The sequence below is a fragment of the Actinopolymorpha cephalotaxi genome (assembly GCF_013408535.1).
GTDB classification, from domain to species: Bacteria; Actinomycetota; Actinomycetes; order Propionibacteriales; family Actinopolymorphaceae; genus Actinopolymorpha; species Actinopolymorpha cephalotaxi.
The window spans coordinates 4,546,025-4,570,544 of record NZ_JACBZA010000001.1 but is presented as its reverse complement, the minus strand read 5'-3'; the positions used below and the strand labels follow the sequence as shown (position 1 = coordinate 4,570,544).

At 69.8% G+C, this 24,520-nt stretch carries 19 protein-coding genes; 4 read left to right on the top strand and 15 right to left on the bottom strand.

Annotation, left to right across the window (positions count from 1 at the left end):
* Positions 1 to 42: 42 nt before the first annotated feature.
* Together FHR37_RS20160 and FHR37_RS20155 are read right to left on the bottom strand one after the other, a co-directional pair.
* Positions 43 to 939 (bottom strand): serine hydrolase, encoded by an 897-nt coding sequence (locus FHR37_RS20160; protein WP_092885425.1) that lies wholly within the window; start codon positions 937 to 939, stop codon positions 43 to 45.
* Positions 936 to 1,889: a LysR family transcriptional regulator gene (locus FHR37_RS20155; RefSeq protein WP_175542632.1), complete on the bottom strand. Its 954-nt coding sequence runs from the start codon at positions 1,887 to 1,889 to the stop codon at positions 936 to 938. The genes FHR37_RS20160 and FHR37_RS20155 overlap by 4 nt, the downstream gene beginning before the upstream one ends.
* A gap of 94 nt (positions 1,890 to 1,983) precedes the next feature.
* Between FHR37_RS20155 and FHR37_RS20150 the strand changes: the two genes are divergently transcribed.
* The 3 genes from FHR37_RS20150 to FHR37_RS20140 all read left to right on the top strand — a co-directional run bounded on the left by FHR37_RS20150 (position 1,984) and on the right by FHR37_RS20140 (position 5,306).
* A complete protein-coding gene (locus tag FHR37_RS20150; RefSeq protein ID WP_175542631.1) occupies positions 1,984 to 3,696 on the top strand; it encodes a penicillin-binding transpeptidase domain-containing protein in 1,713 nt (570 codons plus the stop codon).
* 146 nt (positions 3,697 to 3,842) lie between these two features.
* A complete protein-coding gene (locus tag FHR37_RS20145) occupies positions 3,843 to 4,520 on the top strand; it encodes a VC0807 family protein (RefSeq protein WP_175542630.1) in 678 nt (225 codons plus the stop codon).
* A 36-nt stretch (positions 4,521 to 4,556) separates the two neighbouring features.
* The gene (locus FHR37_RS20140; protein WP_092885419.1) at positions 4,557 to 5,306 is read left to right on the top strand and encodes a class I SAM-dependent methyltransferase; all 750 of its coding nucleotides are present in this window, start codon (positions 4,557 to 4,559) and stop codon (positions 5,304 to 5,306) included.
* A gap of 51 nt (positions 5,307 to 5,357) precedes the next feature.
* On the opposite strand, the gene FHR37_RS20135 is transcribed toward FHR37_RS20140, so the two are convergent.
* The 3 genes from FHR37_RS20135 to FHR37_RS20125 form a co-directional block, all read right to left on the bottom strand.
* Complete coding sequence (locus FHR37_RS20135) at positions 5,358 to 5,693, bottom strand: hypothetical protein (protein ID WP_092885417.1); 336 nt, start codon at positions 5,691 to 5,693, stop codon at positions 5,358 to 5,360.
* A complete protein-coding gene (locus FHR37_RS20130) occupies positions 5,686 to 6,249 on the bottom strand; it encodes a GNAT family N-acetyltransferase (RefSeq protein ID WP_202818207.1) in 564 nt (187 codons plus the stop codon). The genes FHR37_RS20135 and FHR37_RS20130 overlap by 8 nt, the downstream gene beginning before the upstream one ends.
* A 67-nt stretch (positions 6,250 to 6,316) precedes the next feature.
* The gene (locus FHR37_RS20125; RefSeq protein ID WP_092885413.1) at positions 6,317 to 7,435 is read right to left on the bottom strand and encodes an MGDG synthase family glycosyltransferase; all 1,119 of its coding nucleotides are present in this window, start codon (positions 7,433 to 7,435) and stop codon (positions 6,317 to 6,319) included.
* Positions 7,436 to 7,640: 205 nt separating this feature from the next.
* Between FHR37_RS20125 and FHR37_RS20120 the strand changes: the two genes are divergently transcribed.
* A complete protein-coding gene (locus FHR37_RS20120; protein ID WP_237768936.1) occupies positions 7,641 to 8,387 on the top strand; it encodes a polysaccharide deacetylase family protein in 747 nt (248 codons plus the stop codon).
* On the opposite strand, the gene FHR37_RS20115 is transcribed toward FHR37_RS20120, so the two are convergent.
* The 10 genes from FHR37_RS20115 to FHR37_RS20070 form a co-directional block, all read right to left on the bottom strand.
* Positions 8,384 to 9,379, bottom strand: coding sequence for an acyltransferase domain-containing protein (locus FHR37_RS20115; protein WP_202818206.1), 996 nt, complete (start codon positions 9,377 to 9,379; stop codon positions 8,384 to 8,386). The two genes, FHR37_RS20120 and FHR37_RS20115, sit on opposite strands and share 4 nt — an antisense overlap.
* A 55-nt stretch (positions 9,380 to 9,434) precedes the next feature.
* Positions 9,435 to 10,751 (bottom strand): VOC family protein, encoded by a 1,317-nt coding sequence (locus FHR37_RS20110; RefSeq protein ID WP_092885411.1) that lies wholly within the window; start codon positions 10,749 to 10,751, stop codon positions 9,435 to 9,437.
* Between the two features lie 31 nt (positions 10,752 to 10,782).
* Complete coding sequence (locus FHR37_RS20105) at positions 10,783 to 11,283, bottom strand: GNAT family N-acetyltransferase (protein WP_092885409.1); 501 nt, start codon at positions 11,281 to 11,283, stop codon at positions 10,783 to 10,785.
* 90 nt (positions 11,284 to 11,373) lie between these two features.
* Positions 11,374 to 13,878, bottom strand: coding sequence for a DUF4091 domain-containing protein (locus FHR37_RS20100; protein WP_092885407.1), 2,505 nt, complete (start codon positions 13,876 to 13,878; stop codon positions 11,374 to 11,376).
* A gap of 198 nt (positions 13,879 to 14,076) precedes the next feature.
* Positions 14,077 to 16,824: a bifunctional YncE family protein/alkaline phosphatase family protein gene (locus tag FHR37_RS20095; RefSeq protein WP_092885405.1), complete on the bottom strand. Its 2,748-nt coding sequence runs from the start codon at positions 16,822 to 16,824 to the stop codon at positions 14,077 to 14,079.
* Between the two features lie 4 nt (positions 16,825 to 16,828).
* Positions 16,829 to 18,196 carry an ABC transporter permease gene (locus FHR37_RS20090; RefSeq protein ID WP_092885403.1) on the bottom strand — a complete coding sequence of 456 codons (1,368 nt, stop codon included), beginning with the start codon at positions 18,194 to 18,196 and terminating at the stop codon, positions 16,829 to 16,831.
* On the bottom strand, positions 18,193 to 19,209 hold the full coding sequence (locus FHR37_RS20085) for an ABC transporter ATP-binding protein (RefSeq protein ID WP_092885401.1): 1,017 nt from the start codon (positions 19,207 to 19,209) through the stop codon (positions 18,193 to 18,195). The genes FHR37_RS20090 and FHR37_RS20085 overlap by 4 nt, the downstream gene beginning before the upstream one ends.
* A gap of 222 nt (positions 19,210 to 19,431) precedes the next feature.
* Positions 19,432 to 22,182: a bifunctional YncE family protein/alkaline phosphatase family protein gene (locus FHR37_RS20080; protein ID WP_092885399.1), complete on the bottom strand. Its 2,751-nt coding sequence runs from the start codon at positions 22,180 to 22,182 to the stop codon at positions 19,432 to 19,434.
* A gap of 4 nt (positions 22,183 to 22,186) precedes the next feature.
* Positions 22,187 to 23,545 carry an ABC transporter permease gene (locus FHR37_RS20075; protein ID WP_092885397.1) on the bottom strand — a complete coding sequence of 453 codons (1,359 nt, stop codon included), beginning with the start codon at positions 23,543 to 23,545 and terminating at the stop codon, positions 22,187 to 22,189.
* The gene (locus FHR37_RS20070; protein WP_092885395.1) at positions 23,542 to 24,495 is read right to left on the bottom strand and encodes an ABC transporter ATP-binding protein; all 954 of its coding nucleotides are present in this window, start codon (positions 24,493 to 24,495) and stop codon (positions 23,542 to 23,544) included. Before FHR37_RS20070 ends, FHR37_RS20075 begins: the two co-directional genes overlap by 4 nt.
* Positions 24,496 to 24,520: the final 25 nt, after the last annotated feature.

Here is a 24,520-nt window from a genome sequence, read left to right as displayed (position 1 = left end):
AAGCACCGAATTCCGCAATGACAAATCCTGGCGAGCGGCGGGTCAGCGCAGTGAGGCGACCGCGATCTTGGCGGCCTGGGCGATGGCGGCGTCGGCAGCGGGGAGGATCAGGCGGGTACGCGGCGACCTGGTGAACACCGCGACGGCGTAGGTCTCGCCGTTCGGATACTCGACCACGCCGACCTCGTGCCGCAGGGCGATGAAGGTGCCGGTCTTGCCGGCCACCACCACGTCGTCGAACGGGAACGCCGCCGCGAGCCGCTGGGTCCAGATCTGCTGGGTGAGCACCGTCCGCATGTAGACGCACTGGTCCGGCGACGCCGCGCGGTCGCGCCAGATCGCCATGAGCAGCCGGGTCATGTCCCGGCAGGTGCCGACGCTGCTGTGCGGGTTCTCCGGATCGAGTACGGCGGTCTGGTCCATCGTTCCCGAGTCGCGCAGCCACGCGATGCCCTCGGCCAGCGTCGGCTGGCCGCTCTCCCGCAGCACCGCGTCGAACAGGTCCCGGGAGCCCCCGGTGATCCGGGTCCGCCGCAGGCCGAGGTCGTCCAGCAGTGCGCGGACCCGGTCCAGCCCCACGGCGTCGAGCAGTTCGTCCGCCGCCGCGTTGTCGCTGACGGTGATCATCGACCGTGCGAGGTCGCGCCAGGACACTGTGATCGGGTCGGCCATCGCCGCGAACCCGGTGCTCCCGGGGGTACGCCGCGAGGGGTCGAGGGTGACGGTCGCCACCGGGTCGATCTCGCCGGCGTCGACCATCCGGGCGTACGCCGCGAGCAGTGGCAGTTTGAACACGGAGGCGAGCGCGACCTGCTCGTCCGGGAAGAAGCCGACCTCGCGGTCCTCGTCGTGCAGGTCGACGGCGTGCAGCCAGCCCCAGACGCCCGCGTCCTCGAAGCACTGCTGGATCGCCCGGCTTCCCTCCTCGATCACGGTCATGGTGCGGGCACCTCGGAGACCGGTCGCGGTGCCGGGCCGACCCCGGCCGGCCGGCGCGGTGGGCCGAGGACCTCCTGGAGTACGCCGGGAAGCTCCCGGGCCGGTACCGGCAGGGCTCCCGCCCACGCCACCCGGAGGGACAGGGCGAGCGGATCGCCGTGCAGGCGGACGATCCGGATTCCCTCACCAGAGTCGGCGTCCGTGGCGGGGTCGGTCGCGGGGTCGGTGGTGAACGCGACCACCCCGCCCGCCGCGATCAGCCCGCGGGCGACCCGCTCGTCGGCCATCTCCCGGACCGCCCGCGGCAGGAACCCGTGCCGCTCGCACATCGCCAGCAGGTCGTCGTACGCCGCGGGCGCGTGGTCGCGGGCGGGCAGCAGGAGCTCGTGGCCGGCCAGGTCGCGGAGCCGCGGGGTGTCACGAACGGATCCGTCGTCGGGTACGAGACAGCGCAACGGCACCTCGAGCGCGGGGCCGAGGGTGAGCCCGCGGGCGACGACGGGTTCGCGGAGGACGCCGAGCTCGGCCCGGCCGTCGAGCAGGTCCCGGGTCAGGTCGCGGCCGGTCTGTTCGCTCACCTCGATGTCGGCCTCCGGGACGGCGCGCCGGCAGGTGGCGACCACCCGGGAGTAGTGGGCCCGCCCCAGGCCGGGAGCGATCCGGATGCGGACCAGGGCCCGTGCCGGGTCACGCTGCCGTCTCGCCAGCAGATGCAGCTGCTGGACCTCGTCGAGTACCCGCTGCGCGGCCGGCAGCAGGGCACGGCCCGCGTCGGTCAGCCGTACACCCTGACTGTCCCGGTCGAACAACCGAGTGCCGAGCTGGGCCTCCAGGCGCCGCAGGCCCTGGGACAGCGGCGGCTGCCGCATCCGGAGCTGCTCCGCGGCGCGGCCGAAGTGCCCTTCGGCGGCGATCGCCGTGAAGTACTCCAAATGCCGCACCAGGTCCATGACCGGCGATGGTATCCGGAGCCGATCGAGCGCCCGCCGATATCCACATTGGCGACGGGCCGATGAATTTGCTTTCATCTTCAGCGTGGAAGACGTGACGGAGTGGCACTCGGAGCGAGACCGCGTACGGCGGTTCCGGGTCATCGTGGGGGTCGTCGCAGTATCGCTGGTGATCTTCGGGGGAGTGGCCGGCGCCCTGATGCTGGTCGGCACCCCGGGCAGGACCGCGGAGAGGGCCGAGGAGGCCAGGCATCAGGCGGCGAAGGAGTCGGTGGCGCGCGCCGAACGCCGGATGGACACCTTCGTCAGCGCGTGGAGACGCGGCAAATGGGACGCGGCGGGGCAGTACACCGACAGCCCGGCCAGTGCGGCGTCACTCCTCGCCTCCCTGCACCGCAACCTCGCGCCGAAGCCGTTCTCGATCGACGTCGGCCGCGCGAGTGCGAGCACAGTCACCAAGAGTGAGCGCAAGGCCGGGGCCAGGGCCGCCTACGTGATGCCGTTCACCGTGAAGATGAAGGTGCCGCGAGTCGGCGCGTACACCTACGAGTCGAAGGCACGGATCGTGCAGACCGCGGCCCGGGACGTGGTCCACTTCGAACCGTCGATGGTCCACCCCGCGCTGAAGGTGGGACAGACGCTCGCGGTGGCGAGGATGTCCACCCGCGGATCGATCCTGGACAGCAAGGGTGACGTGCTCGCCGCCGCCACCCTCGTCGGCGACGTCGACTCGAACGGCAAGGGGACCACCGGCCTGCAGAAGCGCTACAACAAGCAGCTCGCCGGGCCCGGGTCCGGGTCGGCGTACCTGATCTCGATCACCGACCGGGAGACCGGCCGTGCGGTGCGGCCCCTGCGTACCCCCGACGCGAAGCTGGGCGCGGACGTGCACACCACGATCGACCCGGACGTGCAGCGCGCGGCGGCCAAGGCGCTCGATCTGGTCAGCAAGCCGGCGGCGATCGTCGCGGTCAAGCCGTCCACCGGGGACATCCTGGCCGCCGCGAACTCCCCGGCCGGGTACAACCGTGCGTTCATCGGGCAGTACCCACCGGGATCCACGTTCAAGGTCATCACCTCCGCCGCTCTGCTCAAGTCCGGCCTGCGCCCCTCCGATGCCCTGGAATGCCCCAGGTACGAATGGGTGTACGGCTACCGCTTCACCAACCAGAACGAGTTCGTGCTGCCGGACGGGTCGACCTTCCGGGACGCGTTCGCCCACTCCTGCAACACCGCGTTCATCGGAGCCCACAAGCGACTCGACGACAGCTCGCTGGCGAAGACCGCCTCGGCGTTCGGGATCGGCGGCGTCTGGGACACCGGCACGTCGACGTACGACGGTTCGGTGCCGGTGAACACCGACGTTCTCGACCGGTCGGCCGCGATGATCGGGCAGGGGCGCGACCTCGCGTCGCCGCTGGTGATGGCGTCGGTCGCGGGCACGGTGAAGAACGGGAAGTTCGTCCAGCCCAGGCTCGTCCCCGGGGCCGTCCGTCACCCCTACCAGGCACCGGAGTCGCTCGACCCGGGCGTCGTCACCGACCTCCGGTCGATGATGCGGTCGGTGGTCACCGACGGAGCCGGCGACGCGCTGCGCGGCCTGCCCGGGCGGCCGCACGCCAAGACCGGAACGGCGGAGTACGGCAACGCCTCCCCGCGCCGCACCCACGCCTGGATGATCGGCTACCAGGAGGACAGCGACATCGCGTGGGCGGTCCTGATCGAGGACGGCGGATCCGGAGGCTCCGACGCCGGGCCGGTCGCGGCGGCGTTCCTGAAGAACCTCACCGTGAAGCGACCGTCCTGACACGTTCCGTCACGCCGTCCGCCGCGACCTCGGTCACACTCGGCCTTCCGGTGCCCGGCCGGGTGTGACCGCTTGACCGCCGGCGTCCCGATCGCCCGCTTCGGCCGGAGTTGACGACCCGGTGGTCTGTCCGGACCATGAGTCCCGTGCACCACCCAGCGATCGCGACGCGCACCGTCGTCATGCCTCCCCGGCTACGGCTGGCCGCGCAGATCGCCCAGCACCTGGCCGAGTCGGTGCTCGTACCGCTCGGACTCTTCTACGGCGTCGTCGTCGTCGCGGGTTTCCACGTCGCGCTGCTGGCCGCCGTGGGATGGGCCCTGCTCGCCGTGGCCGTCCGGGTCGTGCGGGGCGTACGCCCGCCGGCCGTACTCCTCGGCGCGACCGGGCTGTCCGTCGTCCAGGTGGGCGTTTCCTACGCCGCCGGGTCGGCGATGGTCTACTTCCTCCAACCCACGCTGATGACCTACCTCGTCGCCGCGGCCTTCCTGCTGACCGCGCTGCTGGAGCGTCCACTCATCCAGCGGCTCGCCCACGACTTCTGCCCGCTGCCCCTCGACGTGGTGCGCTCGGCCCCGCTGCGCCGGCTCTTCCAGCGACTGTCCCTGCTCTGGGGTGCGGTGTTGCTGGTGAACGCCAGCGTGACGTTGAGCCTGCTGCTGACCATGGGCACCACCTGGTCGGTGCCGGTGGCCACGGCGGCCTCGGTCCCGCTGTTCATCGCGGGGCTCGCCCTTTCCGTGCTGTGGTTCCGCCGGTCGCTGCACGCCGGCGGATACCAGCTCTCCTGGTGCGACCCCGCGCAGGAGCCGAGCACCCCGTAGGCTGCGTCCTCCCGTCGGCCGGCCGAGGGAGAAGCAGTGGACCCAGCGCGAGCGCGATCCGACAGAGCCACGATCTTCGGACTGAACGCCGAGAGCTATGACCGCTGGCGGCCTGCGTGCCCTGACGAAGCGGTCGACTGGCTGGTGCCTCCGGGAGCGAGCGTGGTCGCCGACGTCGGCGCCGGGACCGGGAAACTGACCGGCGCGCTGCTGGAGCGGGGGCTTCGGGTCGAGGCGGTCGAGCCGGACGTGCGCATGCTCGACGTCCTCAGGCGGGTCCATCCGCGGGCGAGGACTCACAACGCGGGGGCGGAGGAGATCCCGTTGGGCGACACGAGTGTCGACGCGGTCCTCGCGGCGGACGCCTGGCACTGGTTCCCCTTCGAGCAGGCGGTCGCGCAGACGCGCCGGGTTCTGCGGCCGGGCGGCTGGCTGGGCCTGGTGTGGAGCATGGCCGCGCCGATCGAGCCCTGGGAGAAGGAGTTGGCCGCCGTCGATCCGTCGTACGCACCGCCCCCGGAGGAGGGTGCCGACGACGAAGGACCTTTCCCTGCAGAGGAAACCGAGACCGCGACCTTCCGCTGGGTGTGGCGTACGACTCCCGGCGACTGGTGTTCGTACCTGGAAACCCTGTCGGTGTTCGTCCTCATGCCGGCGCGGGAACGCGGCGAACGTCTGAGAAGGGCGCACGCGCTCGTGTCCGGAGCGTGCCGGGCGGCCGGCTCTGCCACGGCCCCGGTCCATCACCAGGCGGTCTGCGTCCGGTGGCGACCTGGGTGCCCGTAATCAGTGGGTGAGCGTGGTGGCGATCCACTCGTGCACGCCGCCACACCCGGCTCAGGGCGTACTGTCGAATCTCCTGGCGAGGTCGCGGTGGTGCTGTGCCCACCGGCCCCCGGTGCGCAGCGCGCCGTCCTCGAGATGTACGCGATGCTCGAGCGTCTCCGCGAACGCAAGGTGGCGTTGACGGCCGTACTCGCGGCAGGGAAGACAGGTGACGCTCTCCGGCCTCTCGGAGGTCATGGCGTACGGCACCTGCCGTCCGCATCCGGTGGTGACGACCCGCGGCGCGTCGGCGGCCAGCCCGAACGTGCCGGCCAGCATGTTGCGGACGTTCGCCCTCGACTGGATGGCCTTGGAATCGAGGTGAACGTGCGGGTCGTGCTCACTCACTGGCGGCGCGCCACTCGCGAGCGAGCAGAGCGTAGGTGCTGCCGTTGACCCAGCCGAGCTCGGCGTGCCAGGAGTCCTCGATGCCGTGCTGTTCGCGGCGCATACCGGCCTTCTCGAGTACGCGCGCCGAGGCGAGGTTGTCGGCGTAGCAGCCGGCGGTGACCCGGCGAAGTCCGAGATGGTCGAACGCTGCTGTCAACAGGCCCTTGGCAAGGTGGGTGGCGTAGCCCCGTCCGGCGTACCGCGGATCGACGATGTACCCGATCAGGCCGTCGGTGCCGGTAGGCACGCCGGGCTGACCCATCGCGTCGACGACCTCGAGGAATCCGATCGCCACCACCTGGCCGTCGGCCTCGGCGACGCAGGAGAAGTCCGTTGCGCTGGAGGCTTTCGCGAGCCAGTTGTCGCGGAACTTCTCCGGGTCCACCGTGGTGGCGATCAGGAAGCGCTGGACGGCCGGATCGTTCCGGAACGCCAACAGCGGTTCGATGTCCGGCTCGGTCGCGTCGCGCAGCGTGAGGGGGCCGACGTGCAGCGGCCATGGTCTGGTCGTCACACCCCACACCATGGCACAACCGATCACGGTGCTGTCCAGGGGATTGACGTGACCATCGCGGTCTGGATCACCCAGCCCGGGTCAGCTTCTCCAGCAGGTCGGTGCTGTCCGGGCGGAACAGCGCGAGGGCGCGTTCGATTTGACGCGACCTGGCCGGCGTTCCCGGGGCCAGTGAGTCCAGGGCCGCCGGCAGGTCGCGCGGGTCGTCGGTCCTGGAGACGGCGCCGGCCCGGGCGAGGTGGATGGCCGCGGCGAGGCCGTGGCCCGACAGCGGCTGGTGGATGACGACCGGCGTACTCACACCGAACGCCTCCATGCAGGTCTGACCTCCGGAGTTCTCCACCAGCGCGTAGGCATGTGCCAGCAGGTCGGCGACGTCGTCCCGCCAGCCGACGGCGTGCCCGGGCCCGGTCGTGCGGTCGAGGTGGGCCACCAGGCGTTCGTTTCTGCCGCACAGCACCAACGGGGAGTAGCGGCCGGACTCGACCAGGGTGCGGACGGTTGCGGCGAGGTTCGTGGCGACTCCCCACGAACCGGTCGACACGACGACCAGCTGCTGCCGGTCCGCGCCGTCGGCGCCGCCGTCCGCGGTGGTGTTCGGGAGTACGGCTGGAGACTGTGGTGCCAACGGGCCGAGCCAGTACGCCCGCCCGTCGACCTGCCTGGCGGCGAGTTCACGTCCTTCCGGTGACAGGCACAGGTAGGCGTCGTTCCCGGGCGAAAGCCACAAGGCGTGCGGAGCGAACTCGGTGAGGACCACGAGCGCGGGCTTCCTCAGCACCCCGTCCATCCGAAGACGGCCGGCCACCGTCGCGGCGAGATGGAACGTCGAGATGACCGTGTCCGGGTCGGCCGCGCGGACGGCCTGGCGAGCGGCCGGCGCCAGTAACCGGATCATTGGCTCCACGAGTTGGTGGGCACCTTCGGGGTCCGCGAACCTGTCGTACACACGTTGGTATCGGCCCGGCGCGTGCCGCAGGGTCATCCCGTAGCCGTTGCGGATGGCGCTGCCGATCCCCGCCGGCAGCAACCGCAACAGGTCGAGCAGTTGCACCTGATGACCGCGTTCACGCAGGCGCCGGGCGATCTCCGCCGCCGCCTGGTCGTGGCCGCTGCCCATGCTCGCCGACACGATCAGGTGGCGCCGGCCATCGCGTGCGACGGGTCGGACACTCGGGTCTGACATTGCCGTTGCCGTCCTCTGGTGGTCGCGCCGGCGGCCGCCTGCGTCACGGGCGGAGCGTACGGGTAGGAGCCGGGGGCGAAGCACGTCGTCAACTGGGTCTTGCGAGGTGGGACGACCTTGCGGGGTTTGGACGGGACGCGGTGTCAGGCTGTCACAGCATCGGCAGGATGGCAGCAGTTTCGCCTGGGTGGACGGGGGTTCGGGGGTGCCCACGGAGTCGCGCAAGCGCGGGTTGACAGTGACATCGGCGACGGGGGCCGGTGTCGCGCTCGTCGCCGCCGGAGTGGTCGCCGAGTTTCTTCCGACCGTGACCGCGGTCTCGCCGGTGCGCAGGTTGTGTCCGACGCTCGCCGGTCGCGGAGACCCGGGCCACGTCGCCCTCACCTTCGACGACGGTCCGCACCCGGTGGCCACGCCGACTGTGCTTCGACGGCTGGACGAGCTGGCGGTGCGGGCGACGTTCTTCCTCCTCGCCGAACAGGTCCGCGAACATCCACGAGTGGCGTACGAGACCCACGAGCGTGGCCACGAGATCGCCGTGCACGGTCTGCGCCACGACCCGCCGACCAGGCCGTGGCGCGCGGGTGCCGACCTGGCGGAGGCGTACCGGACCATCGCCGACGTCACCGGTGCCAGTCCCGGTTGGTATCGCCCGCCGTACGGCGTTCTCACGACGTCCCGCGCTGCCGCGGCCCGCAGGCTTGGACTCCGGCCCGTTCTGTGGACCGCCGACGGGCGCGACTGGGTGCGCGACGCGGACGGTGACACGGTTGCCCGTCGTGTCCTCAGCCGTGTGGACGGCGGCGGCACGATCCTGCTGCACGACTCCGACGTCGCGGCCGTCCCCGGCTCCTGGCGATCGGCTCTGGACGCGCTGGACGCCGTCGTCGGTCACTGCCGAACGCAAGGCCGGCTTGTCGGCCCGCTTCGCGACCACGGACTGCGGAACTAGAGCAGGCACCAGCCCGCGCCGCCGTGCCAGTGGCGGCCGGCCTGAAGGTGGTCGAGGATCGCACGTTGCAGAGTCGTACGGCGGGGAAGGTCGGCCGGGTCGGTTCCTACCTTGCCGAACACGAACCGGAGAGTCGTCGCATCGTCCTCGTTGGCTTCGTACGCCGGCTGGAAGCGCTGTTGGAACCGGACGATGTTGCTCTCCGCCGGAAGGTACTCCGCGAGCTGGTCGTCCAGCAGCCACGAGTAGCACACCGCGATGTCGTACTGCTCCTCCGGGAAGTGCCGGCCGAAGAAGTCCCGCGCCATCGCGAACGACCTGTCGCACGCGGCCGGCGTCATCGGCCCGTAGGTCGCCGGGACGTGAACCGCGAGTGCGGGGTCGCCCGGGCCGTACGGCTGACCGGCGGCGATGATCGCCTTCCCGGTCCGGTTCCCGAGTGTCACCCGCTGGAACTGCAGCCGCCCGAGTTGGTAGAGCATCCCGCGGAAGTGACCCGTGAGCCAGGACGCCAGCTCCGTGTCGAGGCCGCCGGTGCCGTACCAGAAGCGGTGGTCGGCGAGGACTCTGCCGAGGTCGGCGACGGTCCGGCGGGAGATGTCGTCGGGGATCCCGTGCTCCCGGTGAAAGGCCCGGACCTGCGGCAGCGCGGCCAGGTAGACGTAGACGTAGAAGTACCGCCGCACGGCACCCATGGCGGGGGAGAGTTCGGGGAACGGTACCTCCGGCGTGACGGCGCCCATCCGGCTGACGACCAGACGGGTGCAGTACTCCAGGAACCGCCACACCCGTGGGTCCCGCTCGCGGCTCGGCACCAGGGCGGTGAGCTCGTCGATGTCCTCGTGCGGCACCGCGAGATCGAGCAACAGGGGAGGCAGGTCCTCGGCCGGAGGCAACACGACGTCGAACGGCTGCTCGCCGGCCTCCTCGACGAGTTTGGTCAGCTCCTGGGCCGCGGCACGGTCGGGTACGAACTCGTCGATGACGTCCACGCCTCGCATCCTCCCGGTTTCCGGTTCACGGTGTCCAGGAAGGTGGCCGGGCAGGTCAGTCAGCTGCTGCCTGGGCGGCCCAGAGCTCCTCGCGGCCCGGCACGACGGCGATGTCCACCTCGTTGCCCTCCGGGTCCGCGAGCGTCCACCACTCCGGCGCCTCGTCGTCGTACACCACGCGTCCTCCGGCGGCGAGTGCTGCGTCGATGCGGGCCTGGGCCTGGTCGTCGGGAACATACAGGTCGACGTGGATCCGGTTGCGTTGCTCGCGGCGGGCCTCCTCCGACGCGGGCATCTGCTGGAAGAAGACCGGAGGGTTGAGCCGGTGCGGGTCGTAGATGTCGGTGATCCCGGTCCGCGGGTCGTACTCGTACCCCAGAACGCTTTTCCAGAAGGCACGGACAGGCGGGATGTCGACGGCGTCGATGCCGAACTGTACGAACCGCAGCCGGTCGGTGTCCGCCGTCAAGCCCAGGTTGCGCGCGGCTGCCTGGACCCGTCGGGCCAGGTCGGGGAACCGTTCGTCCTCGCACTGGTCTTTGCCGGTGTCGATCGTGACGCCGTCCGGACGCAGGTCGATCAGCAGAGGCAGACCGGATTCGTCGGCGAGTTCGGCCACGACGGAGGCCAGGTCGGCCGCCCGCCCACGCGAGTCGACAGCGTAGAACGTCATCCCGCCGAACAACTCCCGCCAGTCGGCGATGTCCGGGTCGTCGCCGAAGGTGTCCTGTGGCGCGAGTGGGATGACGTCCACCTCGTTCCCCTCGGCGTCGGCGAGCCTGCCGTGGTGCTCACTCACATAGGCCTGCACGCCACCCGCGGCCATGGCCGCCTGCATCGCCCGCAGGGTCAGCAGATGGGGGTGCGCGACGTCGACGTGGATCCGGTTGCGCAACGGACGTGGCGTGTCCTGCTGCTGGAACCAGAACGGCGGGTCCCGGTGCATCGGGTCCACGAGAACCTCGTCTCCCTGCGGTTCGTACCTGAGCACGGACTGCCAGAACGCCATCACCGAAGGTCTGTCGAGGGTGTCAATGGAGAGTTGCAACGCCTGGAGCGTGGACGGGTCGGCAGTCAGGCCGAGGTCACGGGCGGCCGCAGAGATCGTGCGCGCCGCGGCCACGTCGGCGCGGGTGAGGTCGCGCGAGCCGGGCCTACCGATCCGCACGTGCACACCATCAGCACGCAGATCGACGTCCGGTGACCGGCTCGGGTCGAAGGAGAGTTCGGCGACCCGGCGGGCAAGTGCTGCGCCCGCCGCCTGTGACGCCGCCCCGAACCACGCGCTCGCGCCGAACCTGAGCACCCGCCAGTCCTCGACCCCGCCCGCCTGCTGGAACCGCTGCGCTGTCAGCCGCTCGTTGTCACCCATGACCGAAGGATGCCACCGATGGCGGTCGGCGTCAGAGGTCCTTGCGCAGGAGAGTGCAGGTGGTTTCATATCGGCCCAGGGTTCCGTCGGGCTTCTCCTCGTCCCAGGACGCGGGTTCGCAGCCGTACACCACGTAGCCGAGCCGTTCGTACAGCGCGCGTGCCCGCGGGTTGTTCTCCTCCGCGCCGATCTCCGAACGGGACAGGCCGCGTGCCCGCATCCGTTCCTCCGACGCCTGGATCAGCACCGTCCCGATTCCGATCGAGCGCAGCTCGGCTCGCACGGACAGGGTCGAGATCACCCCGGCCCCGGGTATCTCGTCCCAGTTGACCGCACCCTTGGCGACCGGCACTCCCGCCGGCGTGCACACGACCAGATGGTCGACGACGCCGGTGCGCGCCCGCTCGAGCTCCGCGGGCATCGTCGCCATGACGTGTCCCGGGTAGAAGCAGGCGAGCTCCGGCAGGTCGGCCTCGGTCATGTCCCGCACCGTCAGCGGCAGCTTGACGACACCGGTGTGGATGGTCCCCATGCGTGTCACCCTTTCGACGCGTACGCGATTCCGGCGACCCATCCTGCGCCGACGGTCAGGTGAGGCGAAACTGCTTTTCCGTCGTGCCCGTCAGGCTTCCAACTGTGTGATGACGCCGGCCACCTGCAGACGCCAGTCCCGGTACTTCTCGGGGTCCTCGGTGAACTTCCGGGCGCTGGTCACCACGTCGCGGGCGGTGAGCAGTTCCTCGGCCCGTTGGCGAAGACCGTCCGGGGCGTCCGGGTGCTCGGTCAACTCCTGCCGCAGCGTCCACAGCAGGTTGTAGTCCTCCATCCCGTCGCGGAAGTTCTCGATCCGGATCGAGGCCATCGGCCCGTGCGGGCCGGGGTAGAACAGTGAGCCGTCGCCGGCGGTGGTCCCGAAGGTGACCGGGTTGAACCGCGAGAAGATGCCGTCGTCAACCAGCGGTTGCGCGGCGTGCTGGTCCGGGAGCCAGCGGTTGGTGGCGTAGTAGAGCACGCCCTCGACTCCTGCCTGGTAGGACATCGGCCCCATCAGCATCCGGGCGTCGATCGGCGGAAAACCGTTGAACCAGTTCGGCAGCGGATGCCCGGTGGCGATGTCGGGGTACCACCACGCCTGGTCGCCGCGAGCCCGGGTGCGCTCGGCGACAGCCTGGTTGTAAAGGTCCTGTTGCGGTACCCAGATGTCGACCAGCCCGGCGAGACCTGTGTCCACACCCATGGAGTTGTCCCGGAGCGTGGTCATGATCGGCAGGTCGGGGAAGCGCGCCTTGATCGCGGCGAACGTCTGTTTCGCGGCCTGGAGCATCGGTCCGGTCGCCTCGTCGAACCCGTACACGTAGGCATTCTGGTCGACTCCGGCCGCACGGTAGGAGGCCATCGCCGTGTCGAGTTGGTCCAGCCAGGTGTCGATCTGGGCCTGCCAGGTCTCCGGCTTGTTCCGGTCGAGCAGGCCGGAGTTGAGATAGAGGGCGTTGAAGTGCCGAAGCCCGTAGTGGTCCCTGATGTACACCACGTCCTCGACCGGAGTGGGCCGGATCCTGAAGTCGCCCGGGATCGCGGGATTCCCGTCCACCGTGTAGATCTGGTCCGGTTTGATCTTGTAGTCGTTCAGGAACGACCAGTACTCGTTCCTGAGCTGTTCCTGCTGGGCGGGGTCGGTCACGCCGTACGCCTCGTTGGTGATTCTCGGGGTGTACTGGAACGACGTGAGCAGCTTCGGCTGGTCCGGGATCGCGAACGCCCACACCTTGGCGGTGACGGTCATCGTGCGTGCGGCCCTGCCATCAGCGGAGAACCGCAGCGTGATCGAGTACGTCCCGGTGGGAGCGGCGTCGCTCGCGTGCACCCTGATCCAGTACGGCTGGACGTCGGTGGCGGCGACGTCGACGGTGGTGAGGTCGTCGCGGATCGGGTCCGGCGTCCAGCCCTTGTAGACCGGACGTCGGTACGCGCTGCTCGGTGTCGTGTCGAGCGACCCGACCGGGGCGATGGTGGCCTGCAGGTCGGAATCGCTCGCGGGCTTGCCGTCCGGCCCGCGTACCGACGACACCTGGGCCTGTACGCCGTGGAGTTCCTCGGCGTACGGGAGCACGACCGCCTGTGCACTCTCGTACTCGCCCTTGGCCAGCCGGACGACCGGAGCCGAACCGGTGGACGTGAACGCGAGGTCCTTCGGGTAGACCAGCGCCATCGAGTCCGCCGACGCCAGCCCGAAGTCCGACTGCGGCGCGGCTGCCCGGGCGTCGATCGTGTTGGTGAGCCTGGGCACCGCTCGCTGTGCGGCGGTGACCGCCGCGTTGAAGGCGGCGTAGGCGTCGCCGTCCATCCGGCCCGCACGCAGGGTGTCCCGCAGCCCGGCGACGTCGGCCTGCTGGTTGTTCACCAGGGCGCGAAGGCGCAGGTCGATGGCGTTGGACCGGCCGACCTGGCGTTCCAGCCCGTCCAGCCGGCCGGCGAGGTCGGTGAGGATCCTGCTGAAACCGCACACCTCCAGCAGGGCCGACGCGGCGCGGTTGCTGTACGAGCTCTGGTCGTACGGGTACTCGTCGGCGAGCCGGAACGCGTCGTAGAACCCGGTGACCGGCGCGTCCGCGCGGGGGATCGAGATGCCGATGTAGGAGATGGAACGCACGTCCACCCCGGCGGCGGTGAGGCTGGACAGCCGCGCGTTGAAGGGCGTCCAGCCGCGGGCGTGGATGGTGTAGTCCGCGCCCCACGCCTTTCCCTTGGTGTCGCGGACGGTGACCCGGCCGACCGTGTCGTAGGGCAGGTTGGTGAAGAAGTCGAAGCCGACCGCCACGTGCCCGGACCAGTCGGTGACCGGCAGGCTCGGCGTACCCGTGTGCAACGTGACCCCCGACGACGCGGTCGCGCCCGGGGTGTCCGCCGGGCCGACGGTGAACCGCAGGCCGGACTCGCCATGGGTTCCGTAGGGCACACGGACGGCGGAGTCCACCTCGGGAAGCGACACCGAGATGCCGTTCAGGTCCGCGTTGGTCTCGAAGTCCTGGAAGACCGTGGTGCTCGCGGACGCGTTCTGCGGAAGGGCGACACCCGTCAGAGTCAGCGATCCCGCGACCATCAGACCGGTCACCAAGCGTCGAAGCATGATCGTCCTGTCCCGCTACCGTCGGAGTTACGGACGTGACCATTTCTCGCCGCATGCTACGTACACCCGTGATCTTTCGTCAACGCTCGACGGGCAACTGGTTCGGCAGCCTGACAGCGACGGACGGCCCGCCGGGATCCGGCGGGCCGTCCTGATGCGAGAACTGCTGTGGTGCGAGACCTGCTGTGATGCGGAAGGTCAGTCGTTGTCGGCCGACGGGATGGCTCCGCCCGGCACCTGGTCCGGGGTGAGGATCTTCGCGTCACCCGGGTAGGGCTTGGCCCAGTCGTGCGCCTCGTACCACGAGAAGCGGTTCATCTGCTCCGGCGGTGCGGAGTCGGCCTTGGCGAGGTGGCTGCTGTTGAAGTGCTGCTTCGCCTTCCACGACTGCCACTTCGCCGCGGTGTCCTTCTGGGCCGCCGGCACCTTGCCGGACGGCGGTGGGGTGTAGTTGTCGTTCGTCGGCGCCGGAACGTCCTCGCCACAGGCCGGCGGAGTCTTCAGGCCCAGGGTCAGCGAGGTGCGGTTCGGCACCGCGTTGAACGGCGTGTTGTCGGGTGTGTCGTTGAACGCCGCCCTCATCGGGGTCGCAGCGCTGTCCTTCTGGTTCATCGGGCTGATCCCGAGGATCTGCTCGATGGTCCGGATCGCCATGATCTGGGTGTAGTAGTGGCTGTCCACGGTTCCGTGCTTGGCCCAGGGGCTGATGATCTGGACCGGGGCGCGGTGCCCGTCGATGTGGTCGAGGCCGTTCTGGGAGTCGTCCTCGAGCACGAAGATCGCGGATTCCTTCCAGTACTTGCTGTGGCTGATCTCGTCGACGATCCGGCCGGTCGCGAGGTCGTTGTCGGCGACGCCGGCGGCGCCGTTCGGCGGGCCGCCGGTGTGGTCGTTGGACAGCCAGAACATGTTCAGGTTGGCCGGACCGTTCTTCTCGAAGTCACGCTTCCAGATCTCGGTCTTGTAGATGTCGGGGACGTTCAGGTCGAACATCGGGAAGCCCTGTACCGACACCTTGTTCAGCGACGGGATCGCCGAGCCCACCTGGATGGGGAACTGCGTGTCCTGTCCGGTCGCGGCCATGTTCTTGTAGTCGCAGTAGTAGTCCTGCCAGGTCGCCCCGGCCGGCTTCTGCTCGAACGACTGGAACTCGCCGTAGTCCTTCACCGAATGACCGACCGCCTGTGCGCCGGACCAGATGAACCCGGTCCGCTGGTGGCCGAGAGAGTCGTTCTCGGTGTCGTAGGTGCGGATGTACTCGCCGGCCATGGACTCGGAGTACTCCGGGTTGTCGGCCTGCATGAGCCAGTTGTGGCCCTCGGCGGAGTTCGTGCCGACGTCGTAGGTGTTGTCGTACAACCCGAACTGTCGTGCCAGGGCGTGTTGGTTCGGCGTTACGTTCAGGCCGTACTGCGCCAGCGACGCGTCGCCGTTGCCACGCGTGTCGTCGCCGAACACCTGGTCGTAGGTGCGGTTCTCCTTGACGATCAGGAAGACGTGCTTGATCGTCGAGGGGTCACCGAGCCGGTTCGGCACCGCCACCGGTTGCACGCCCGGGTTCGTGCTCTTCAGCACCGAGTCGGGGGTCCAGCCGTTCTGTGTGAAGACCTTCTGCGTCTGGGCCTTGACGACCGTGTCGCTCGGCAGCTTGAACCGCGTCAGGCTCGACGTCGTGTCGTGGGTGCCGTGCCCGGCCGGGTTGTTCGGCCGGCGGGCGTCGATGCCGCGGGTGTTCGACACCAGTACGTCGTTGCCCACCGTGGTGATCTCGGCGGGGAAGTAGTCCGTCGGCAGCAGGCCGACGTAGCTGACGGGCTCCAGTGCGCTGGTGTAGCGGTAGACCGCGACCGCGTTCGCGCGGCCCAGGGTCACCAGCAGGTGTCCGTCGTCGGTGAGGGTCACCGCGTCCGGCTCGTAACCCACCTTGGCCTCCGGCCAGGGCTGGGTCGCGATCGTCTGAACGACCTGGTCCTTGGCGGTGTCGATGACCGACACGTCGTTGGTCGCGGTGTTGGTGACGAACAACGCGCCGTTCTTGACGTACAGCGCGGTCGGGTGCAGGCCGACGTCGATGCTGGTCGGTTCGGCACTCGTGTCGGCCAGGTTGATGACGCTGACCGTGCCGGTGGTGGAGGAGCCGGTCTCGGGGTCGGCCGGCACGTCGGTGTTGTAGGAGTTGATCGTGGTCTCGCCCGCCTTCGCCGGCCGGCCACCCTCGTTGCTGACGTAGAGCTTGTTCCCGACCATGGCCAGGTCCCGCGGTGCGATGCCCACCGCCCAGCTCTGCTGGATGGCCCCGGACGCGGCGTCGATGGCCACCACGCGGTTCTGGCCGTTGACGGCCGCGTAGACGGTCTTGCCGTCGGCGGAGAACACCGCGCCGCTCGCCAGCGCGCGCTTGGGTCCGTCCGCGGGAATCGAGACGAACGTCGGGTTCGCGAGCGAGCCGTCGGCGTTCACGGTGAACCTGCGGTAGCCGTCGGCCTGGCCAAGCCACAACTGCTTGCCGTCGGGAGAGTACGTCGGACCTTCCTGGCCGACGTCGTTGCCGCTGATCTGAAGGTTCGCCTTCGCGTTCTTGCCGACGAGTTGCTGGATCGTCGACGTCTTCAGGTCCACGATGCCCAGCGCCATCCCGCCGTCGGCGAGGGAGGCCGCGAGGTGAGTGCCGTCCGGGCTGACCGAGGACGACATGATCTTGCCGTTGTTGATGACGAGCCGGGTGCCGATCGGCTTGATGTACTGGTCGTCGGAGACCACCAGTCCCTTGTCGGTGGTCTGGCCGACCTGATAGCTGCCGAACGCCACGGTCGAGGCGTAGGCCATGCCCCCGCTGGCGATCGCGAGGGCTGCGGCGCCGGCCGCGATGACACGGATCCGGTTGCCGGCGCGTCGGCCCGGTGGTCTGGCCACCGTGCCGTTCCGGCGTTGACGCCTTACCTGCATGGAATTATCCCTCCGGAGTGGTGGCGAGCAGGTCGACGTTTCCGTCGAACTGCCACAGGGGATTGGGTGCGTCCCCGTTCGGGGTGCGCACCTGGAAGAACCCGTTGACCTCCTTGGGTCCGTCCCCGTCCGCGACGTACCGCCCATCGGCGGTGACGTCGAGCTGGTAGATGGCGGTGCCCACCGCGGTCGCGCCCGGAAGATGCCAGGACACGACGCATCGCCAGTCGTTGCCGGGCCCCTCGTCGGCCACGCGGTCGCCGCCCTTGTCGCAGGACGCGGTGGCGCGCAGCTGTGCCTCGGTGACGCCGGGACGGTGCAGCTGCGCGGTCTGCAGCCGGTAGAGATGGGCGTACGCGGTGGCGAGGGAGTCCTGCACCTTCGTACGTACGATTCCCGTCCCGGCCGCGGGGGTCGTGGCCGCGAGGACGGCGACCGTCAGGGCGACGAGCCCGGCCAGTGGCACGACGCCGCCGGTGAGGACTCGGCGGCCGGATCCGTCGTACGCCAGGTCGGTGAAGTCCCGGCGCAGGAACAGCCGGTACGCCAGCACGGTCGCGGCGACCGCCCACGCGAGACAGACCACGAGGCCGATGAGGAGCGGGCCGGTCTGTACGGGACTGGTGAACAACCCCCGCCAGGCCAGGAACGCCTGACTGGGCAGCGCCAGCCGAACCGGCTCCGGCAGTGGGAGCATCTGTGCGAGCTGCAGGCCGAACGCGAGCAGCGCGGGCATCAGCAGCCCCATCGGCGAGCGGCCCAGTGCGACCGAGCCGAGCAGCCCGACCGCCGCTAACGCGAGCATCGGCACGAGCACGCAGACCCACGCCAGGAGCACGGTGCCGGCGGTGTTCGCGGGGCTCAGGATGTGGCCGTCGAGGCCGACGAGGGGATGGTTGCCGACGGCCAGCAGTCCACCGGTGATCCCGGACGCCGCGAGTCCGGCGGCCAGCAGCAGCAGGACCGTCAGGCTGGCAAGCGCTTTCGTCACAAATATTCGACCCGGTGAGCGGACCGCGACGAGCAGGTGCCGCCAGGTGCCGAGCCGGTCCTCCGCGGCGAACACGTCACCGGCGACCAGCGCGGTCAGCAGCGGAAGCGCCCACGTACAGGAGAACGCGAGCACCACCAGCGAACCCGCCCAGCCGGTGGCGTGCATCCAGCGACCGAACACGGTGTCCGCGGGCAGGGCACTCTGCTGACTCACCACGGCGACGAAGATTGCCGGCGCGATCCAGCAGGCGAGCAGGAGTACGCGAATCCGCCACTGGGACAGCAGTTTCGTCAGCTCGAACCGATAGCCACGCATCATCGGAGCCGGCCGGGCGGCCGCGGTCCGGGGCGGCGCGGTGGTCGCCGTGGTCGCGGTCATCGCCGGGTCTCCTTGCTCGGCTGGGGCTCTTCGCTCGGCTGGGGCTCCGGTGTCGTGTCGTCGCCGGTCAGCGCGAGGAAGGCGGCCTCCAACGGTGGGACGACGGGTCCCAGCTCGCGTACCGCGATACCGGCGCCCACCAGTCGGACGACCAGGTCGTCGAGGGCGGGTACCGGGCCACGGACCACGAGGGTCTCGGCCGCGTCCGGTCGTTCGGCGGCGTTGTCGCCGGACGGAACGCCGAGGCCCGGCGTGTGCAGCGCCACCCGCCGGGCGGCGCGAGGGTCGGAGGTGACCAGGCGGTAGTCGAGTTCGCCGGTCTCGGCGGCCAGCTTGGCCACCGGGCCGGAGAAGACGACGCGGCCGGTGGCGAGGATGGTGACTTCCGAGCACAGCACGGCGAGGTCGTCCATGCGGTGGCTGGAGATGACGACCGCGGTGCCGTGGGCGGCGAGCTCGCTGATGACGCGGTGGACCTGGTGCTTGCCGGCCGGGTCGAGTCCGTTGGCCGGCTCGTCCAGCACCAGCAACCGTGGGGTGGTGAGCAACGCGGCGGCCAGGCCGAGCCGCTGGCGCATGCCGAGGGAGAAGCCGCCCACGCGGTCGTCGGCGACGTCGGTGAGCCCGACCTGCTCCAGTGCGCCGGTGACGCCGGCGGCGTTCTTGGTGTCGTACCCGCGGAGTGAGGCAAGGGCGGCGAGGTTCTGCCGTGCGGTGAGGGAGGGGTACAGCCCAGGTCCGTCGACGAAGCCCGCGACGCCTTCGGGCACGGCGAGGGTTCGTCCGACGGGCGTGCCCAGGATCTCCAGGCGGCCGCTGTCGGCCACCGCCAGCCCCAGCAGCAGGCCGAGCAGGGTGGTCTTCCCGGCGCCGTTCGGCCCGACCAGACCGTGCACCTGACCGGCCGGCACGTCGAGGTCCACACCGTCGAGGGCGACCACCTCGCCGAAGGACTTCGTGACCCCGCGGGCCCTGACCGCGAGGGGTGCGGGGGCTGCGGGGGTGCTGTCCATGTCGGTTTCCCCCCTCGATCGTGAGCTAGGAGAAGGATGTTAACGATCTTGATCGTGCGAAATGGAGCGATAAGTCCAATCTGGCCAAACACCGGATGACTGACCGGTCACACCGCGTGTCTGTCAGGCCCTCGCCGGCGACATCGGAAGTCCGTGAACAGCAGGACGGCCCGCCGGGAATCCCGGCGGGCCGCCTTGGCTGCGACGTTGGGTCGCGAAGGGTCAGTCGTTGTCAGCGGACGGGATGAAGCCTCCCGGCACCTGGTCCGGGGTGTAGAGCTTCTTGTCTCCCGGGTACGGCTTGGTCCAGTCGTGCGCCTCGTACCACGAGAAGCGGTTCATCAGCTCCGGCGGAGCGGAGTCGGCCCGCGCCTGGCTTCCGGTGAAGCGCTGCTTGGTCTTCCAGGCCTCCCACTTCGACGCGAGGTCCTTCTGGGCTGCCGGCACCTTCGCCGTCGGCGGGGCCGCGAAGCTCTGGTTCGCCGTCGCGGGAGTGTCCTGTCCGCAGGCCGGCGGGGTCTTCAGGCCCAGGGTCAGCGAGGTGCGGTTCGGCACCGCGTTGAACGGGGTGTTGTCGGGGGTGTCGTTGAACGCCGCCGCCATCGGGGTGGCCGCGCTGTCCTTCTGGTTCATCGGGCTGATCCCGAGGATCTGCTCGATGGTGCGGATCATCGTGATCTGGGTGTAGTAGTGGCTGTCGACGGTGCCGTGCTTGGCCCACGGGCTGATGATCTGGATCGGGGCACGGTGGCCGTCCACATGGTCGATGCCGGCCTGGGAGTCGTCCTCGACCACGAAGATCGCGGAGTCCTTCCAGTACTTGCTGTGGCTGATCTCGTCGACGATCCGGCCGGTCGCGAGGTCGTTGTCCGCGACCTGCGCGGCGCCGTTCGGCGGGCCACCGGTGTGGTCGTTGGACAGCCAGAACATGTTCAGGTTGGCCGGACCGTTCTTCTCGAAGTCACGCTTCCAGATCTCGGTCTTGTAGATGTCCGGGACACTGGTGTCGAACATCGGGAAGCCCTGCACGGACACCTTGTTCAGCGACGGGATCGCCGAGCCCACCTTGATGGGGTACTGCGTGTCCTGCCCGGTCGCGGCCATGTTCTTGTAGTCGCAGTAGTAGTCCTGCCAGGTCGCCCCGGCCGGCTTCTCCTCCAGCGACTGGAACTCACCGAAGTCCTTCACCGAGTGACCGGCCGCCTGTGCGCCGGACCAGATGAAGCCGGTCCGCTGGTGGCCGAGCACGTCGTTCTCGGTGTCGTAGCTGCGCGTGTACTCACCGGCCGAGGACTCGGTGTATTCGGGGTTGTCGGCCTGCATCAGCCAGTTGTGGCCCTCGGCGGAGTTGGTGCCGACGTCGTAGGTGTTGTCGTACAGGCCGAACTGCTTGGCCATCGCGTGCTGGTTGGGCGTCACGTTGAGGCCGTACTGCGCCAGCGTGGCGTCGCCGTTGCCGCGAGGGTCGTCGCCGAACACCTGGTCGTAGGTCCGGTTCTCCTTGACGATCAGGAAGACGTGTTTGATCGTCGAGGGGTCACCGAGCCGGTTCGGCACCGCCACCGGTCGTACGTTCGGGCTCGTGCTCTTCAGCACCGAGTTAGGTGTCCAGCCGTTCTGTGTGAAGACCTTCTGCGTCTGGGCCTTGATGACCGTGTCGCTCGGCAGCGTGAACTTCTGCAGGCTCGACGTGGTGTCGTGGGTGCCGTGCCCGGCCGGGTTGTTCGGCCGGCGGGCGTCGATCCCCCGGGTGTTGGAGACGAGCACGTCGTTGCCGACCGTGGTGACCTCGGACGGGAAGTAGTCCGTGGGCAGCAGGCCGACGTAGCTCACCGGCTCCAGCGGCTTGGTGTAGCGGTAGACCGCGACAGCGTTGGCCCGGCCGAGTGTGACCAGCAGGTGGCCGTCGTCGGTGAGGGTCACCGCGTCCGGCTCGTAACCCACCTTGGCCTCCGGCCAGGGCTGGGTGGCGATGGTCTGGACGACCTTGTCCTTGGCCGTGTCGATCACCGACACGTCGTTGGTGGCGGTGTTCGTGACGAACAGCGCGCCGCCCTTCGCGTACAACGCGGTCGGGTGAAGGCCGACGTCGATGCTCTGTGCGTCCGAGGCCGGGCTGGCCAGGTCGATGACGCTGACCGTACCCGTGGTGGAGGACCCGGTCTCGGGGTCGGCCGGCACGTCGGTGTTGTAGGAGTTGATCGTGGTCTCGCCCGCCTTCGCGGGACGGCCGCCCTCGTTGCTGACGTAGAGCTTGCCGCCGACGATGGCGAGGTCGCGCGGGGCGATGCCCACGGTCCAGCTGTGGGTGATCTCACCGGTCGCGGCGTCAATCGCCACCACGCGGTTCTGGCCGTTGACGGCGGAGTAGACGGTCTTGCCGTCGCCGGAGAATGCCGCCTCACCCACCAGGGCCTTCTTGGGCCCGTCCGCCGGGATCGTGACGAAGGTCGGGTCCGACAGCGAGCCGTCGGCGCCGACGGTGAACTTCCGGTAGCCGTTCGCCTGGCCCAGCCACAGCTGCTTGCCGTCAGGGGAGTACGTCGGACCTTCCTGGCCGATGTCGTTCCCACTGATCTGAAGGTTTGCCGCCGCGTTCTTGCCGATGAGCTGCTGGACCTTGTAGTCCTTCAGGTCGACGATGGCCAGCGCCATCCCGCCGTCGGTGATCGAGGCCGCCATGTGCGTGCCGTCCGGGCTGACCGAGGACGACATGATCTTGCCGTTGTTGATGACGAGCCGGGTGCCGATCGGCTTGATGTACTGGTCGGCGGAGACCACCAGACCCTTGTCGGTGTTCTGTCCCACCTGCTGGGTGCCGAACGCCTCGGTCGAGGCGTAGGCCATGCCCCCGCCTGCGACGGCGAGTGTTGCGGCGCCGGCCGCGATGACGCGGATCCGGTTGCCGGCGCGTCGGGCCGAGGATCCGGAACGGACCCCCTTGCCCTGCCGGCGTTGACGCCTTACCTGCATGGAATTATCCCTCCGGAGAGTTGACGAGCAGGTCGACGTTCCCGTCGAACTGCCACAGGGGATTGGGTGCATCCCCGTTCGGGGTGCGTACCTGGAAGAAGCCGTTGACTTCCTTCGGTCCGTCCCCGTCCGCGACGTACCGCCCATCGGCGGCGACGTCGAGCTGGTAGATGGCGGTGCCCGTGGCCTGCGCGCCGGGCAGGTGCCAGGTGACGACGCATCGCCAGTCGTTGCCCGGTCCCTCGTCGGCGACGCGGTCGCCGCCCTTGTCACAGGACGCGGTGGCGCGCAGTTGCTTCTCGGCGATGTCGGGCCGGTGCAACTGCGTGGTCTGCAGCCGGTAGAGATGGGCGTACGAGGTGGCGAGGGAGTCCTGCAGCTTGGTGCGTTCGATGCCCGTTCCGCCGGCGGGTGTGGCCGCGGCGACCACCGCGACGGTGAGGACGGCCAGCCCCGCCAACGGGAGCACGCCACCGGTGAGGACTCTGCGGCCGGATCCGTCGTACGCCAGGTCGGTGAAGTCCCGGCGCAGGAACAGCCGGTACGCCAGTGCGGTCGCGGCGACCGCCCACGCGAGACAGACCACGAGGCCGATGAGCAACGGGCCGGTCTGCACGGGGGTGGTGAACAGTCCGCGCCAGGCCAGGAACGCCTGGCTGGGCAGGGCCAGTCGTACGGCCTCCGGCAGTGGGAGCAGCTGGGCGAGCTGGAGTCCGAACGCGAGCAGGGCGGGCATCAGCAGCCCCATCGGCGAGCGGCCCAGTGCGACCGAGCCGAGCAGGCCGACCGCCGCGAACGCAAGCATGGGCACGAGTACGCAGCCCCACGCCAGCAGGACGGTCGCGGCGGCGTCGGCCGGGGTGAGGGTGTGGCCGTCGAGGCCGACGAGCGGGTGGTTGCCCACCGCCAGCAGGCCACCGGCGATGCCGGACGCCGCGAGCCCGGCGGCCAGCAGCAGGAGAACCGTCAGACAGGCAAGGGCTTTGGTGGCGAAGATCCGGCCAGGTGAGCGGACCGCGACCAGCAGATGGCGCCAGGTGCCGAGCCGGTCCTCCGCGGCGAACACGTCACCGGCGACCAGCGCGGTCAGCAGCGGAAGCGCCCACGTACAGGAGAACGCGAGCACCACCAGCGAGCCGGCCCACCCGGTGGTGTGCATCCACCGGCCGAAGACCGTGTCGGCGGGCAGGGCACTCTGCTGACTCACCACGGCGACGAAGATCGCCGGGGCGATCCAGCAGGCGAGCAGGAGTACGCGAATCCGCCACTGGGACAGCAGTTTCGTCAGCTCGAACCGATAGCCGCGCGCCAGCGGAGCCGGCCGGGCCTCGGTGGTTCGGGGCGGCGCGATCGTCGCGGTCATCGGCTCGTCTCCTCGGCGCCGGTCAGCGCCAGGAAGGCGGCTTCGAGTGGAGGCATGACGGGGCCGAGCTCCCGTACGGCCACGCCGGCGCCCACCAGCCGGACGACCAGGTCGTCCAGGGACGGCACGGGTCCGCGGACGACGAGTGCGTCGGCGGCGCCCGGTCGTTCGGCGTCGTCGTGACCGGGCGGCAGGCTGAGCCCAGGAGTGTGCAGTGCGACTCGGCGCGCGGCGCGGGGGTCGGAGGTGACCAGGCGGTAGTCGAGTTCGCCGGTCTCGGCGGCGAGTTTGCCCACCGGTCCGGAGAACACGACCCGGCCGGTGGCGAGGAGGGTGACTTCCGAGCACAGCACGGCGAGGTCGTCCATGCGGTGGCTGGAGATGACGACCGCGGTGCCGTGGGCGGCGAGCTCGCTGAGGACGCGGTGCACCTGGTGCTTGCCGGCCGGGTCGAGTCCGTTGGCCGGTTCGTCGAGCACGAGTAGTTGTGGGTGGGTGAGGAGTGCGGCGGCCAGGCCGAGCCGTTGGCGCATGCCGAGGGAGAAGCCGCCCACGCGGTCGTCGGCGACGTCGGTAAGGCCGACCTGGTCCAGCGCGTCGCCGACCCCGGCGAACTTCGGTACGTCGTACCCGCGAAGGGATGCGAGGGCGGCGAGGTTCTGCCGCGCCGTCAGGGAGGGATACAGGCCCGGTCCGTCGACGAAGCCGGCCACGCCCTCCGGCACGGCGAGGGTTCGGCCGACGGGCGTACCCAGGATCTCCAGGCGGCCGCTGTCGGCCACCGCCAGCCCCAGCAGCAGGCCGAGCAGGGTCGTCTTCCCGGCGCCGTTCGGCCCGACCAGACCGTGCACCTGACCGGCCGGCACGTCGACGTCCACACCGTCGAGGGCGACGACGTCGCCGAAGGACTTGGTGAGTCCGCGCGTTCTGACCGCGGGAATGTCGTCCACGCCGGTTCCCCTCCGCTTGGTTGGC

Excerpts from the sequence above, each read along its gene's own strand:
- FHR37_RS20100 (WP_092885407.1), bottom strand. The coding sequence starts at position 13,878 with ATGCTTCGACGCTTGGTGACCGGTCTGATGGTCGCGGGATCGCTGACT.
- FHR37_RS20095 (WP_092885405.1), bottom strand. The coding sequence starts at position 16,824 with ATGCAGGTAAGGCGTCAACGCCGGAACGGCACGGTGGCCAGACCACCG.
- FHR37_RS20125 (WP_092885413.1), bottom strand. The coding sequence starts at position 7,435 with ATGTCAGACCCGAGTGTCCGACCCGTCGCACGCGATGGCCGGCGCCAC.
- FHR37_RS20105 (WP_092885409.1), bottom strand. The coding sequence starts at position 11,283 with ATGGGGACCATCCACACCGGTGTCGTCAAGCTGCCGCTGACGGTGCGG.
- FHR37_RS20110 (WP_092885411.1), bottom strand. The coding sequence starts at position 10,751 with ATGGGTGACAACGAGCGGCTGACAGCGCAGCGGTTCCAGCAGGCGGGC.
- FHR37_RS20085 (WP_092885401.1), bottom strand. The coding sequence starts at position 19,209 with ATGGACAGCACCCCCGCAGCCCCCGCACCCCTCGCGGTCAGGGCCCGC.
- FHR37_RS20155 (WP_175542632.1), bottom strand. The coding sequence starts at position 1,889 with ATGGACCTGGTGCGGCATTTGGAGTACTTCACGGCGATCGCCGCCGAA.
- FHR37_RS20075 (WP_092885397.1), bottom strand. The coding sequence starts at position 23,545 with ATGACCGCGACGATCGCGCCGCCCCGAACCACCGAGGCCCGGCCGGCT.
- FHR37_RS20160 (WP_092885425.1), bottom strand. The coding sequence starts at position 939 with ATGACCGTGATCGAGGAGGGAAGCCGGGCGATCCAGCAGTGCTTCGAG.
- FHR37_RS20090 (WP_092885403.1), bottom strand. The coding sequence starts at position 18,196 with ATGACCGCGACCACGGCGACCACCGCGCCGCCCCGGACCGCGGCCGCC.
- FHR37_RS20080 (WP_092885399.1), bottom strand. The coding sequence starts at position 22,182 with ATGCAGGTAAGGCGTCAACGCCGGCAGGGCAAGGGGGTCCGTTCCGGA.